Source organism: Streptomyces sp. 184, assembly GCF_045781775.1.
In the GTDB taxonomy this organism is placed as follows: domain Bacteria; phylum Actinomycetota; class Actinomycetes; order Streptomycetales; family Streptomycetaceae; genus Streptomyces.
Genome location: NZ_CP123230.1, coordinates 6,985,724 through 6,999,213 on the forward strand (window position 1 = coordinate 6,985,724; position 13,490 = coordinate 6,999,213).

Annotated in this window: 11 protein-coding genes; 5 read left to right on the top strand and 6 right to left on the bottom strand. The window is 74.3% G+C overall.

Annotated elements, in window-relative coordinates; genetic code table 11:
- The first annotated feature begins 15 nt into the window (after positions 1–15).
- Positions 16–933 carry an RNA polymerase sigma factor SigF gene (locus tag QBL21_RS29585; protein ID WP_407565289.1) on the top strand — a complete coding sequence of 306 codons (918 nt, stop codon included), beginning with the start codon at positions 16–18 and terminating at the stop codon, positions 931–933.
- 73 nt (positions 934–1,006) lie between these two features.
- Positions 1,007–2,362 (top strand): alpha/beta fold hydrolase, encoded by a 1,356-nt coding sequence (locus QBL21_RS29590; RefSeq protein ID WP_407565290.1) that lies wholly within the window; start codon positions 1,007–1,009, stop codon positions 2,360–2,362.
- Positions 2,363–2,422: 60 nt separating this feature from the next.
- Here QBL21_RS29590 and hutI read toward each other — a convergent pair whose 3' ends face one another.
- The 4 genes from hutI to hutU all read right to left on the bottom strand — a co-directional run bounded on the left by hutI (position 2,423) and on the right by hutU (position 8,126).
- Positions 2,423–3,661, bottom strand: coding sequence for an imidazolonepropionase (gene hutI / locus QBL21_RS29595; RefSeq protein WP_407565291.1), 1,239 nt, complete (start codon positions 3,659–3,661; stop codon positions 2,423–2,425).
- A gap of 66 nt (positions 3,662–3,727) precedes the next feature.
- On the bottom strand, positions 3,728–5,152 hold the full coding sequence (locus QBL21_RS29600) for a formimidoylglutamate deiminase (protein ID WP_407565292.1): 1,425 nt from the start codon (positions 5,150–5,152) through the stop codon (positions 3,728–3,730).
- Positions 5,149–6,369 (bottom strand): allantoate amidohydrolase, encoded by a 1,221-nt coding sequence (locus QBL21_RS29605; protein WP_407566607.1) that lies wholly within the window; start codon positions 6,367–6,369, stop codon positions 5,149–5,151. The genes QBL21_RS29600 and QBL21_RS29605 overlap by 4 nt, the downstream gene beginning before the upstream one ends.
- A gap of 20 nt (positions 6,370–6,389) precedes the next feature.
- Entirely contained in the window at positions 6,390–8,126 is a 1,737-nt protein-coding gene (hutU, locus tag QBL21_RS29610) for a urocanate hydratase (RefSeq protein ID WP_407565293.1), read from the bottom strand.
- A gap of 141 nt (positions 8,127–8,267) precedes the next feature.
- Between hutU and QBL21_RS29615 the strand changes: the two genes are divergently transcribed.
- The 3 genes from QBL21_RS29615 to QBL21_RS29625 all read left to right on the top strand — a co-directional run bounded on the left by QBL21_RS29615 (position 8,268) and on the right by QBL21_RS29625 (position 11,776).
- Positions 8,268–9,632, top strand: coding sequence for a diaminopimelate decarboxylase (locus QBL21_RS29615; protein ID WP_407565294.1), 1,365 nt, complete (start codon positions 8,268–8,270; stop codon positions 9,630–9,632).
- Between the two features lie 92 nt (positions 9,633–9,724).
- Positions 9,725–10,363: a YdcF family protein gene (locus tag QBL21_RS29620; RefSeq protein ID WP_407565295.1), complete on the top strand. Its 639-nt coding sequence runs from the start codon at positions 9,725–9,727 to the stop codon at positions 10,361–10,363.
- A 51-nt stretch (positions 10,364–10,414) separates the two neighbouring features.
- Complete coding sequence (locus QBL21_RS29625; protein WP_407565296.1) at positions 10,415–11,776, top strand: APC family permease; 1,362 nt, start codon at positions 10,415–10,417, stop codon at positions 11,774–11,776.
- A gap of 4 nt (positions 11,777–11,780) precedes the next feature.
- Here QBL21_RS29625 and QBL21_RS29630 read toward each other — a convergent pair whose 3' ends face one another.
- Together QBL21_RS29630 and QBL21_RS29635 are read right to left on the bottom strand one after the other, a co-directional pair.
- Positions 11,781–12,434 carry a pyridoxal 5'-phosphate synthase gene (locus QBL21_RS29630; RefSeq protein WP_407565297.1) on the bottom strand — a complete coding sequence of 218 codons (654 nt, stop codon included), beginning with the start codon at positions 12,432–12,434 and terminating at the stop codon, positions 11,781–11,783.
- Between the two features lie 107 nt (positions 12,435–12,541).
- Positions 12,542–13,444 carry a Bax inhibitor-1/YccA family protein gene (locus tag QBL21_RS29635; protein WP_407565298.1) on the bottom strand — a complete coding sequence of 301 codons (903 nt, stop codon included), beginning with the start codon at positions 13,442–13,444 and terminating at the stop codon, positions 12,542–12,544.
- Between the last annotated feature and the right edge of the window lie 46 nt (positions 13,445–13,490).

Here is a 13,490-nt window from a genome sequence, read left to right on the forward strand (position 1 = left end):
AACGATGGAGGACAAATGTCACCCCGGCTCGACGCCGCGGCCAGCACGCCGCCGGCACGACCTCACGCCGAGCACGGCAACGACCACAACGAGCACCACGGCACCGCACCGGAGGCCCCGTTCACCGGGACCATCGACGAGCTGGAGGGCATCGCCTTCGACGAGGTCGCCCCCGCCGACGCGCGCGCCATGTCGAAGACGCTCTTCGACCGGCTCGGCACCCTCGAAGAGGGCACCCACGAGTACTCGTACGTCCGCAACACCCTCATCGAACTCAATCTGGCACTGGTGAAGTTCGCCGCCTCCCGGTTCCGCTCGCGCAGCGAGCCGATGGAGGACATCATCCAGGTCGGCACGATAGGGCTCATCAAGGCGATCGACCGCTTCGAGCCCACCCGAGGCGTGGAGTTCCCCACCTTCGCGATGCCGACGATCATCGGCGAGATCAAGCGCTTCTTCCGGGACACCTCCTGGTCCGTACGCGTCCCGCGGCGGCTCCAGGAACTGCGCCTGGACCTGGCCAAGGCCGGCGACGAGCTGGCGCAGCAGCTCGACCGCGCCCCCACGGTCGACGAGCTGGCCAAGCGGCTGGACATCGGCCGGGACGAGGTCGTCGAGGGCATGGCCGCCTCGAACGCCTACACCGCCAGCTCGCTGGACGCGCAGCCGGAGGAGGACGACTCCGAGAGCACCCTCGCCGACCGCATCGGCTACGAGGACCACGGCCTGGAGGGCATCGAGTACGTCGAGTCCCTCAAGCCGCTGATAGCGGAGCTGACGCCGCGCGACCGGAAGATCCTCTCGCTGCGCTTCGTGGCCAACATGACCCAGTCGGAGATCGGCGACGAGCTGGGCATCTCGCAGATGCACGTCTCGCGGCTGCTGTCGCGGACGCTGGTGCGGCTGCGCAAGGGGCTGATGGTCGAGGAGTAGGCCGGGAGGTGCCGGGGGCCGCCCGAGGGGCGGCCTCCCCCGGTTTCCCGGGTGGCGGTGCCATGATCGCCGCATGGCCTCAACCCGGCGGAGGGCCGGCCGCCCGGCCCCGCTGCTCGCCCTGTTCACGGCGCTGGCGCTGGTGTGGCCGAGTGCCTGCGTGCTGCCGGACGGAGGCGGGGGCGAGTCGCCCGACGCCACGGCCGCCCCGTACGAACCGGACCCCCGCGGCGACGAGTGGACGCCCTGCCCGCTGACGGGCATGGAGCGGCGCGAATGCCGCGGCGTCACCGTACCCGTGGGCGGCGACGGCCACGAGACCCTGCGCCTGGCCCTCTCCCGCCTGCCCGCCCGCGACCCCGACCGCCGCATCGGCGCGCTCGTCCTCGCGCCCGGCGGCCCGGGCCTGTCCGGCCTCCAGGAGGCCGTGTCCGCGGGCGTCGACTACCCGCGCGAGCTGCGCGACCGCTTCGACATCGTCGGCTACGACCGCCGCGGCACCGGCCGCAGCCACCGCGTCGACTGCGGCGAGCCCCGCGGCGCCCTGGACCGCCTCGGTACCGCGCGCAGCCTGCGGCTCGTACGGGACGTCACCGCCGTCGACGCCGCCGCCCGCGACTACGTCGAGGGCTGCCGCATCGCCTACGGCCCGCTGCTGGCCCGCCTCGGCTCCCGCGCCGGGGCGACGGACCTGGAGCGGGTCCGGCGGGCGCTGGGCGAGGAGCGGATCAGCCTGCTGCTGCACTCGTACGCCACGGTGGCCGGCCAGGTCTACGTCACCCGCCACCCGGAGCGGGTGCGCGCGGCGGTCTTCGACGGCGTCGTCGACCCGGACCGGCCGGGCACGTCGTACGTCCTGCGGACACTGCACACCCGCCAGGAGCTGGACGACGAGCAGGTGCCGGAGCCGACGGCCAGGGCCGTACCGAGGGACGTGCCGCCGGACGTGCGGGGGGCGTTCGACGAACTGGACCCGGGGCCGCCGCCGCTGGCGCTGTTCCTGGGCGTGCACTGCACGGACTTCCGGTGGCCGGGGAACGTGCGGGCGCTGCTGCGGGAGCTGGACGGCGCGGCGGAGGCGCGGTGGCGTACGCGGACGGTGGCGCGCGACTACGCGCCCTGCGTGCACTGGCCGGGGCGCGGGGAGCCGCTGGGCGCGGTCCGCCCGGCGGCCGGTGACGCGGACAACGAGGCCGATCTGCTGCTGGTCAACAGTGAGGACGACATCCGCACCCCGGCGGCGGGAGCCGAGCGGGTGGCGATGCGGTTCCGGGCGCCGCTGCTGACGGTGCCGGGGAAGCGGCACGGGCTGGTGGGGTTCGGCAACGAGTGCGCGGAGCGGGCGGCGGTGGAGCACCTGACGGCGCGGACGGCGGCGGACGGGGACCCGGACGCGGAGCCGGACCCGGATGCCGGCCTCGGCTGCTGACCGGTGCGGACCGGCGGCCGGCGCGGCGCTTCCGTCGCCGGCCGCCGGCAGGCGCGGTCCTCAGTTCTCGGCCGGTACGGTCCCCCGGTCGTCGGCCGGCTCCGGCCCCGTCACCCGTACCCCCCGCCGCCACACCTCCGCCACCAGCGGCACCCCCGGCCGGTACGCCAGGTGCACGTGGCTCGGCGCGTCCAGCAGCGCCGCGTCCGCCCGTGCGCCCGGCGCGAGCCGGCCCACGTCCGTGCGCCGCAGCGCCGCCGCGCCGCCCGCCGTCGCCGACCACACCGCCTCGTCCGGCGTCATGCCCATCTCCCGTACCGCGACGGCCACGCAGAACGGCATCGAGCTGGTGAACGACGAGCCCGGGTTGCAGTCCGTGGACAGCGCCACCGTCGCGCCCGCGTCCAGCACCCGCCGTACGTCCGGGTAGACCGCCCGCGTGGAGAACTCGCAGCCCGGCAGGAACGTCGCCACCGTCACGCCCGACGCCAGCGCGGCCACGTCCGCGTCGGTCAGGTGCGTGAGGTGGTCCGCCGACGCCGCCTCCAGCTCGACGGCGAGCTGCACCCCCGGCCCGTACGACAGTTGGTTGGCGTGCACCCGCGGCGTCAGCCCGCGGGCCTTGCCGGCCGCGAGGATCGCCCGCGCCTGGTCGCCGTCGAACGCGCCCTGCTCGCAGAAGACGTCGACCCACCGCGCGTACGGCGCGCAGGCGTCCAGCATCTCGCCGGTGACCAGGTCGACGTACGCGCCCGGATCGTCCTCGTACTCCGGCGCGACGACATGCGCACCGAGGTACGTGACCTCCTCCACCTGCTCCGCCGCGACCCGCAGCGCCCGCGCCTCGTCCGCCGCCGTCAGCCCGTAGCCGGACTTCGTCTCCAGCGTCGTCGTGCCCTGGCGGAGCGTCTCCCGGACGAACCGGGCGAGGTTGGCGGCCAGTTCCCCGTCGCCGGCGGCGCGGGTGGCGGCGACCGTCGTGCGGATGCCGCCCGCCGTGTAGGGGCGGCCGGACATGCGGGCGGCGAACTCGCGGGTGCGGTCGCCGGCGAAGACGAGGTGGGAGTGGGAGTCGACGAAGCCCGGGAGCAGCGCCCGGCCCCCCGCGTCGTACGACACGTCCGCGGCCGGCGCCGCGTCGGCCGCGCCGACCCAGGCGACGCGCTCGCCCTCGAAGACGACGGCCGCGTCCTCCAGCAGGCCGAGCGGGCCGTCGCCGAGCGCCGGGTCGTTGGTGACGAGGCTGCCGATGTTGACGATGGCGGTGGCGGTGGCCGTACCGGTGGCTGCGGCGGTCATGTTCCTGCCCTCGTGGGTCGGGGTCGGGGTGGCGGTCGGTGACGTGGGGTGGGCCGGGTACGGGAGTCAGCCGTGCAGCGCCCCGATCGCCGCCGCCAGCGCCCCCGGCACGTCCTCCACCAGCGCGTGCACCCCGTCCCGTACGACGTGCCGGCCGCCCACCACCGTGTGCCGCACGTCCGCCGCCGTCGCCGCGAACACCGCCGTCTCCGCGCCGAGCCGCGGCATCGCGCCCGCCGTGCGCACGCTGTCCAGCGCGACCGTGGTGAAGTCCGCGAGCCCGCCCCGCTCCAGCCGGGCCGGTGCGTCCCAGCCGAGGGCGGCGTAGCCGCCTTCGGTGGCGGCGCGCAGCAGGTGGTGGGCGGTCCAGTGGCCGCGGCGGCGGGTGCGCAGCCGCTCGTTCAGCTCCATCGCCCGCGCCTCCTCGAAGAGGTCGATCACGGCGTGGCTGTCGCTGCCCAGCGACAGCGGACTGCCCGCTCCCTCCACCGCCTTCGCCGGGCCGATGCCGTCCGCGAGGTCGCGTTCGGTGGTGGGGCACATGCACACGCCGGTGCCGCTGCGGCCGAGGAGGGCGGTGTCGCCGCCGGTGAGGTGGGTGGCGTGGACGGCGGTGGTGCGGCGGCCGAGGACGCCGTGGTCGGCGAGGAGGCGGGCCGGGGTGACGCCGTGGGCGGCGGCGCACGCCTCGTTCTCGGCGGGCTGCTCGGAGAGGTGGACGTGGAGCGGGGCGCCGCGGTCGGCGGCCCAGGCGGCGACGGTGGCGAGCTGGCCGGCGGGCACGGCGCGTACGGAGTGCACGGCGGCGCCGACGCGCGTGGTGCGGCCGTCGGCGGGGAGGGCGGCGGCGCGGGCGGCCCAGGCGTCGGCGTCGCCGTCGCTGAAGCGGACCTGGTGGCGCCCGGGCGGCTTGCCGAAGCCGGCGGCCAGGTAGGCGGTGTCGAGCAGCGTCAGCCGGATGCCGGCCGCCGCGGCGCCGGCGATCAGCGCGTGGCCCATGGCGTTGGGGTCGTCGTAGCGGGCGCCGCCGGGGGCGTGGTGGACGTAGTGGAACTCGCCGACGCAGGTGATCCCGGCGAGCGCCATCTCGGCGTAGACGGCGCGGGCGAGGTCGTAGTACGTGTCGGGGGTGAGCCGGTCGGCGACGCCGTACATCACCTCGCGCCAGGTCCAGAACGTGCCGGAGCCGACCTGCACGGTGCCGCGCAGGGCGCGGTGGAAGGCGTGGCTGTGCGCGTTGGCCAGGCCGGGGAGGGTGAGGCCGCGCAGCACGGTGGCGCCGGGCGGCGGGGCGGCGGCCCCGGTGCGTACGGCGGCGAGCAGCCCGCGGGCCGCGGCCGTCCCCGGCGCTGCTTCCGTCCCCGGCGCTGCCTGCGGCTCCGGCTCTGCCCGTGACTCCGGCTCTGCGTGCGACTCCGGTTCCACCTCCAGGACGACGCCCGGTTCGACGACGCCGTCGACCCACGCCTGTTCCGCCCAGTACGTCGTCACGCGGCCCCTTCCGCCCGTGCCGCCGGGTCGTCGTCGCCGGCCAGGTCCGCCAGTACGTCCGCCAGCGCCCGTACGCCCGCCGCGCAGTCGTCCTCGTCCGCCGACTCGGCCGGCGCGTGCGAGACGCCCGTCGGATTCCGTACGTACAGCATGGCCGCAGGCAGCGTGCCGGACAGGATCCCGGCGTCGTGTCCCGCCCCGGTCGGGAGCAGGGGCGCGCCGCCGAGGCGCGCGGCGAGGCGGTCGCGCAGGGCGTGGTCGAAGTCGACGACGGGCGTCAGCGACTCGCGGGTGACCTCCAGCGCGGTGCCGTCGCGGCCGGCGCGCTCGCGGGCGGACTGCTCGACGGCGGCGACGAGGGTGTGCAGGGTCTCCTCGTCGGCGGCGCGCGAGTCGAGCCAGCCGCGGACGAGCGCGGGGATGGCGTTGACGCCGTTGGGCTCGACGGAGACCTTGCCGAAGGTGGCGCGGGCGCCGGCCTGCGCGGCCTTCTTGCGGGCGGACAGCACGGTGTGGGCGTACGTCAGCATCGGGTCGCGGCGGTCCTCCATGCGGGTGGTGCCCGCGTGGTTGGCCTCGCCGCGGAAGTCGAACCGCCAGCGGCCGTGCGGCCAGATCGCGGACGCCACGCCCACCGCGTGGTCCGTACCGGCGAGCGCCACGCCCTGCTCGACGTGCAGCTCCACGAAGGCGCCGACGCGCGCCAGCCGCTCGGGGTCGGGGCCGAGGGCGTCGGGGTCGTGGCCGGCGCGCTCCATCGCCTGCGGCAGGGTGACGCCGTCGGCGTCGCGCAGTTCGCGGGCGGCGGCGGTGGACAGGTGGCCGGCGGCGAGCCGGGAGCCGACGCAGGCCAGGCCGAAGCGGGCGCCCTCCTCGTCGCCGAAGTTGACGACGCCGAGGGGGCGGGCGGGGCGGGCGCCGCGGGCGCGCAGCTCGTCGAGGGCGGCGAAGGCGGAGACGACGCCGAGGGGGCCGTCGAAGGCGCCGCCGTCGGGTACGGAGTCGAGGTGGGAGCCGGTGACGACGGCGCCGCCGGCGGCGGGGTCGCCCAGCCAGGCCCACTGGTTGCCGTTGCGGTCGGTCTCGTACGCGAGGCCGCGGGCGGTCGCCTGCGCGCGGAACCAGGCCCGGCAGTCGGCGTCGGCGGCCGTCCACGCGAACCGGCGGTAGCCGCCGGAGGGCGCGTACCGCCCGAGGGGCAGCAGCTCGCGCCACATCTCCTGGAACGAGGACGGGCTCACTGCGCGGAGTCGCCTTCCCCCGCCGGCGCGCTCTCCCCCGGTGCGCCTTCCCCGGCCGGTGCGCCTTCCCGCATCGGTACGCGCACGTCCCGCTCCGCCGCGATCTCCTCGGCCCGCTCGTAGCCCGCGTCGACGTGCCGGATCACGCCCATGCCCGGGTCGTTGGTCAGCACCCGGCGGATCTTCTCGCCCGCGAGCGCCGTGCCGTCGGCGACGGTGACCTGGCCGGCGTGCAGCGAGCGGCCCATGCCGACGCCGCCGCCGTGGTGGATCGAGACCCAGGAGGCGCCGGAGGCGACGTTGACCATGGCGTTGAGCAGCGGCCAGTCGGCGATCGCGTCGGAGCCGTCGCGCATGCCCTCGGTCTCGCGGTACGGGGACGCCACCGAGCCGCAGTCGAGGTGGTCGCGGCCGATGACCAGGGGCGCGGCCAGCTCGCCGCTCGCCACCATGTCGTTGAACCGCTCGCCGGCCCGGTCGCGCTCGCCGTGGCCGAGCCAGCAGATGCGGGCGGGCAGGCCCTGGAAGTGGACGCGCTCGCCGGCCAGCTTGATCCAGCGGGCCAGCGACTCGTTCTCGGGGAAGAGGTCGAGGATGGCGCGGTCGGTGGCGGCGATGTCCTTCGGGTCGCCGGAGAGCGCGGCCCAGCGGAAGGGGCCCTTGCCCTCGCAGAACAGGGGGCGGATGTAGGCGGGTACGAAGCCGGGGAAGTCGAAGGCGCGCGCGTAGCCGGCGAGCTTGGCCTCGCCGCGGATGGAGTTGCCGTAGTCGAAGACCTCGGCGCCGGCGTCCTGGAAGCCGACCATGGCCTCGACGTGCCGGGCCATCGACTCGCGGGCGCGGGCGGTGAAGTCGGCGGGCTTCTCGGCGGCGTACGCGGCCATGTCGGCGAAGTCGACGCCGAGGGGCAGGTAAGCGAGCGGGTCGTGGGCGGAGGTCTGGTCGGTGACGATGTCGACGGGGGCGCCGGCGGCGAGCAGCCGGGGCACCAGGTCGGCGGCGTTGCCGAGGACGCCGACGGACAGCGGGCGGCGGGCGTCGCGGGCCTCGGTGGCGAGCCGCAGCGCGTGGTCGGGGCTGTCGGCCCGTACGTCCAGGAAGCCGTGCCGGAGGCGGCGCTCGATGCGCGAGGGGTCGCAGTCGACGCAGAGCGCGACGCCGCCGTTCATGGTGACGGCCAGCGGCTGGGCGCCGCCCATGCCGCCGAGGCCGGCGGTGAGGGTGAGGGTCCCGGCCAGGGTGCCGCCGCCGTGCTTGGTCTCACGACTGAGCTTGGCGGCGACGGCGGCGAAGGTCTCGTACGTGCCCTGGAGGATGCCCTGCGTACCGATGTAGATCCACGAACCGGCGGTCATCTGGCCGTACATGGTCAGCCCCAGGGCCTCCAGCCGCCGGAACTCCTCCCAGGTGGCCCAGTCGCCGACGAGGTTGCTGTTGGCGATGAGGACGCGGGGGGCCCACTCGTGGGTCTGCATGACGCCGACGGGGCGGCCGGACTGGACGAGCATGGTCTCGTCCGGGCCGAGGGTCGTCAGCGTGCGCACCATGGCGTCGAACGAGCCCCAGTCGCGGGCGGCCTTGCCGGTGCCGCCGTAGACGACGAGCTTGTCGGGGTGCTCGGCGACCTCGGGGTCGAGGTTGTTCTGGAGCATCCGCAGGGCGGCTTCCTGCGGCCACCCGCGGGCGCTCGGCCGCGTACCGCGCGGGGCCCGCACGGGTCGGGGTCCTGCCATGCCTGCCTCCTGGGGCGCTCGCCTCTTTGAATGAACAACAACACATCCTGACGCTGCTGAATTGCCCTAGTCAAGGGCGCCTCGCGTCCGACAGTTGGACGCCGTACGACAGCATTTGCGGACGGATGATTGACTTTGACCATGCCTGCCGACGAACCCGTGCCCGCACCGCAGAATCTCCCGCTTGCCGCCCGCCGCGACCAGGCCGTGCGCGCGGCGCTGGCCGAAGGGCTGGTGTCCGAGGCCGAACCGGTGGTCGGACTGCTGGACGTCGCGGGCATCCGCGAGTCGGCGCGTGCGCTGCGGGCCGCGTTCGACGAGGTCGTCGCGCCGGGGACACCGGTGCTGCACTCCTTCGCGGTCAAGGCCGCCGCCCTGGTGCCGGTGCTGCGGCTGCTCGCCGACGAGGGCCTGGGCGCCGAGGTCGCCAGCCCCGGAGAACTGGAGCTGGCCCGCGCCGCGGACGTCCCCCCGGCGCGTACCGTGCTCGACTCCCCCGCCAAGACCGCCGCCGAACTGCGCGGCGCGCTGGCCCTGGGCATCGCGGTCAACGCCGACAACCCCGAGGAACTGGCCCGCATCGACGGCCTGGTCCGCTCGGCACCGACCCGCTCGACCGTCGGCATACGGATCAACCCGCAGGTCGGCGGCGGCAGCATCGGCGCGATGAGCACGGCGACGGCGACGTCGAAGTTCGGCGTGACGCTCCAGGACGAGGGCGCCCGCGACTGGCTCGTCCGCGCCTACCTCGACCGCCCCTGGCTCACCTCCCTGCACACCCACACGGGCTCGCAGGGCGTGCCGCTGCCGCTGATGGCGGCGGGGGTGCGCGCGGCGTACGAACTGGCGGAGGAGATCAACGCCGCCGCGGGCCGGCGGCAGGTCACGACGCTGGACATCGGCGGCGGCCTGCCGGTCAACTTCGACTCGGACGAGGTGAGGCCGGCCTTCACCGACTACGCCCGCCTCCTGCACGCCGAGATCCCGGGCCTGTTCGACGGCCGCTACGGGCTGATCACGGAGTTCGGCCGCTCCCTGCTGGCGAAGAACGGCCTGGTGCTGGCCCGCGTCGAATACGCCAAGTCCGCCGGCGGGCGCCCCATCGCGGTCACCCACGCGGGCGTCCAGGTAGCCGTACGCACCGTCTTCGCCCCGGAGTCGTGGCCCCTGCGGGTGGCGGCGTACGACGCCCAGGGCCACCCCAAGACGGGCACCCCGGTCGCCCAGGACGTGGCGGGCCCCTGCTGCTTCGCCGGCGACCTGGTGGCCCGCGCCCGCGAACTCCCCCCGCTGGCGGCGGGCGACCACGTGGCCCTCCTGGACACGGGCGCGTACTACTTCTCCAACCCCTTCTCCTACAACAGCCTCCCCCGCCCCGCCGTCCACGGCTTCACCACGAACGCCACGGCGACCCGCTTCGCCACGGTCAGAACAGCGCAGACCCTGGCAGAAATCACCCAAGAATCCGGCGGAGCCCACACCACCTCCCTCACCACCCTCACCTGACCCCGCCACCCCCGGGCCGGGGACGGCCGCGGGGACTCGCCGTCACCGAGGGTCAGCGGCAGGCCGCCCGGCTGATCTGGGATCACCACCACATGCGTCATGCCGCCCGTCCGTGTGACGCGGCCATCGCGCTGGGGTGCAACGACATCGGCGTCAGCGCCTTCGCCGCCGGCCTCTACAAGGCCGGGCTCTTCCCCACCCTCGTGTTCACCGGTGGCAACAGTCCGGCCACCACCGCCGTGTTTCCTCGGGGCGAGGCGGTGCACTTCCGGGAGCACGCTCTCGCGCTCGGCGTTCCCGCGCACGCGATGCTCCTGGAGCCGAGGGCCGCCAACACCGGGCAGAACATCGCCTACGCGCGCGATGTCCTCGTGGCCGCCGGCGTGCGACCGCGCTCCGTAATGCTGGTCACCATGCCGTACATGGAGCGGCGGGCCTTCGCCACGTGCCGCAAGCGGTGGCCCGAGGTGGACGTCGTATGCGCCTCCGCCCCGTTGTCGCTCGACGCCTACCTCGAAGCCATGGGCGACCAGGAGACCGTGATCAGCATGATGGTCGGCGACTTGCAGCGCGTGATCGAGTACCCGCGGCTCGGGTTCGCCGTCCCGCAGGAGGTGCCGGAGGACGTACGCGCCGCGTACGAAGATCTCATCCGCGACGGCTTCACCAGCCGCCTCATCGACCAGCGCCCGGCCCGTCGCGCAGCGCGCCGCCGGGGGTGCTCCGGGTGAGGGGACGATGTGAGGGGTTGGTGTAAGGGGCTCCTGGGCAGTGGCACGGGCATGCTGAATTCCACCGAAGCGGCCGGTCCGCCGCCCTCCGACGGCGGCGGTACGCCCCTGAAGCGGGCCATCGGGCCCAAGCTGCTGCTCCTGTTCGTCGTCGGCGACATCCTCGGTACCGGTATCTACGCCAACACCGGAGCCGTCGCCGGGCGGATCGGCGGGGCGCTGTGGCTGCCGTTCGTGATCGGGTTCGTCGTCGCGATGCTGACCGCCGCCTCGTACGTCGAGCTGGTCGGCAAGTACCCGCGGGCCGCGGGGGCCGCGCTGTACACGCAGAAGGCGTTCCGGGTGCCCTTCCTGACGTTCATCGTCGCGTTCATGGTGATGTGCTCCGGGCTGTCGTCCGCGAGCGCCGCCGCGCGGGCGTTCAGCGGGGACTACCTCCAGGAGTTCGTCGACATCTCGCCGACGCTGATCGCGATCCTGTTCATCGTCGTGCTCGCCTCGGTCAACCTGCGGGGCGTCTCGGAGTCGGTGAAGACGAACGTCGTGCTGACCATCGTCGAGCTGACCGGCCTGCTCGTCATCCTCGGCATCGGCGTCGCGGCCGTGTTGACCGGCGAGGGCGAGCCGTCGCGGCTGACGGACATCGAGACCGGCGGGACCGGGTACGCCGTGCTGACCGGGGTGCTCGGGGCGACCGCGCTGGGGTTCTTCGCCTTCGTCGGGTTCGAGGACTCGGTGAACATGGCGGAGGAGACCAAGGATCCGGTACGGAACTTCCCGCGCGCGATCTTCGTCGGGGTGGCGATCACCGGCACGATCTACGTCCTCGTCGCGCTCGTGTCATCGCTGATGGTCGACCACGAGCGGCTGGCCGGGTCCAGCGGGCCGCTGCTGCTGGTCGTGGACGAGAGCGGGGTGGACTTCCCCGCGAAGCTGTTCGCGCTCATCGCGCTCTTCGCGGTGTCCAACTCGGCGCTGATCAACATCATGATGGCCTCGCGGCTGTGCTACGGGCTCGCCAACGAGCGGGTGCTGCCGCGCGGCATGGCGCGGGTGCTGCCGGGGCGGCGGACGCCGGTCGTCGGGATCGTCTTCGTCACGGTGCTGGCGATCGGGCTGGTGTCCACCGGTGAGATCGAGGGGCTGGGCGACACCACGTCGTTCCTGCTGCTGTGCGTCTTCGCGGTCGTCAACGTGGCGGTGCTCGTGCTGCGCCGCGACCCGGTGGAGCACAAGCACTTCCGCGCCCCGACGTGGATTCCCGTGCTGGGTGCCGTCACCGCGGGGATCCTGGCCAGCCCGCTGTCGGACCGGCCCGCGGACGTCTACATCCGGGCCGGGGTGCTGCTGGCCATCGGCGTCGGGCTGTGGATCGTCAACCAGGTCGCCCTGCGCGCGGCGGGCGACAAGTGAGGCGTCAGGGCCAGAGCAGGCGCTTGGTCCACGCGGGTGGCGCGGACTCGTAGACCAGGCGCGTGTGGCGGCGGGACCTGTCGCCCTGCCAGAACTCGACCGTGTCCGGCCGCACCGCGTACAGCGTCCAGCCCGGCGCCACCAGCTCCGGGTCCGCCTCCACCCGCGCCAGCGACTCGCCGACCGCCGCGTCCCGCTCCGCGGGGTCGGCGAGCGGCCGGGACTGGCGGCCGAGCAGGGCTTCCGCGCGGGCGCCGGCGCCGCGGGCGAGGAAGTCCGCGGCGCTCAGCTCCGGGTCCGCCGGGGAGACCGGGCCCCGGATCCGTACCTGGCGGGCCAGCGGCGCCCAGTAGAAGGTCAGCGCCGCGTACGGCCGCTTGGCCAGATCCCGGCCCTTCGGGCTGCCCGCGTCGGAGGCGAACTGCCAGCCGTCCGGGCCGACGTCCTTGAGGATCAGCACCCGCGCGGACGGGTCGCCGCCCGCGTCCGCCGTCGACAGGGTCATCGCGTGCGGCTCGCGCACCCCTGCCCGTACGGCGTGCAGCAGCCAGTTCGTGAAGAGCGCCACCGGCTCGTCCGGGGTGTCCCGCGGATCGAACGACGGCAGGTCGCCCTGGAAGACCTCGATACCGCGCAGCAGCCGCCTCAGGTCGGTCATGGCCGGCCCCCCTTTTCATGCCGGTGGCCCGGCCGGAGGAGTCCTCCGGCCGGGCCACTGGGTCAGTCGTGTGAGTGTCGCGTCAGTCGTCAGCCGTCCCAGCCGTGTCAGTCGCTGCCCTGGAGGATGGCCACCAGACGCAGCATCTCCAGGTAGATCCAGACCAGGGTCAGGGTCAGCCCGAAGGCGGCGAGCCACGCCTCGTTCTTCGGGGCGCCGTAGGCGATGCCGTCCTCGACCTGCTTGAAGTCCAGGGCCAGGAAGCACGCGCCGAGCACGACGCCGATGACGCCGAACAGGATGCCGAGGCCGCCGCTGCGCAGGCCCATGCCGTCGCCGCCGCCGATGAGCGAGGCGAACAGGTTGACCGCCATCAGCAGGATGAAGCCGATGGCCGCGCCGATGACGAACCGCTGGAACCGGGCCGTGACCCGGATGATCCGCAGCTTGTACGCCACAAGCACACCGAAGAACACCGCCATCGTGCCGAGCACGGCCTGCATGACCGCGCCGTCGACGTAGGTGTTGAAGTACTCGCTGATGATGCCGAGGAAGACGCCCTCAAGGACGGCGTACGACAGGATCAGCGCGGGGATCGGGCGGCGCTTGAACGCCTGGACCATCGCCAGCACGAACGCGCCGAGCGCGGCGGCGATGCCGATGCCGAGCGACTTCTCACCGTCGAAGGTGATCCAGGAGGCGACGGCGGCGAGGATTACCAGGCCGAGCGTCATGCCCGTGCGGGACACGACGTCGTCGATGGTCATACGGCCGCCGGCGGGCGCCGCGTACGGCGCCCACTCGCCCTGCTGCTGGTGGTCCGCGGGCGCGTAGGGGTTCCGCGGGGCTGCACCCGGCTGCTGGGCGTACGGGTTGGTGCCGGGCTGGGCGTACGGGTTGTTGCCCTGGGCGACAGTGGGGCCCCCGGCCTGCGACGGCGCGTTGAAGCCTCCCGAACCGCCCTCGCGGCTGAACCCCCGTCGCGTGAAGACCGGGTTGCTGCTCCTCATCTCACTCCTCCGTGGCCGCACTGCGCGGCCTTGAGTCAAGAGTAAT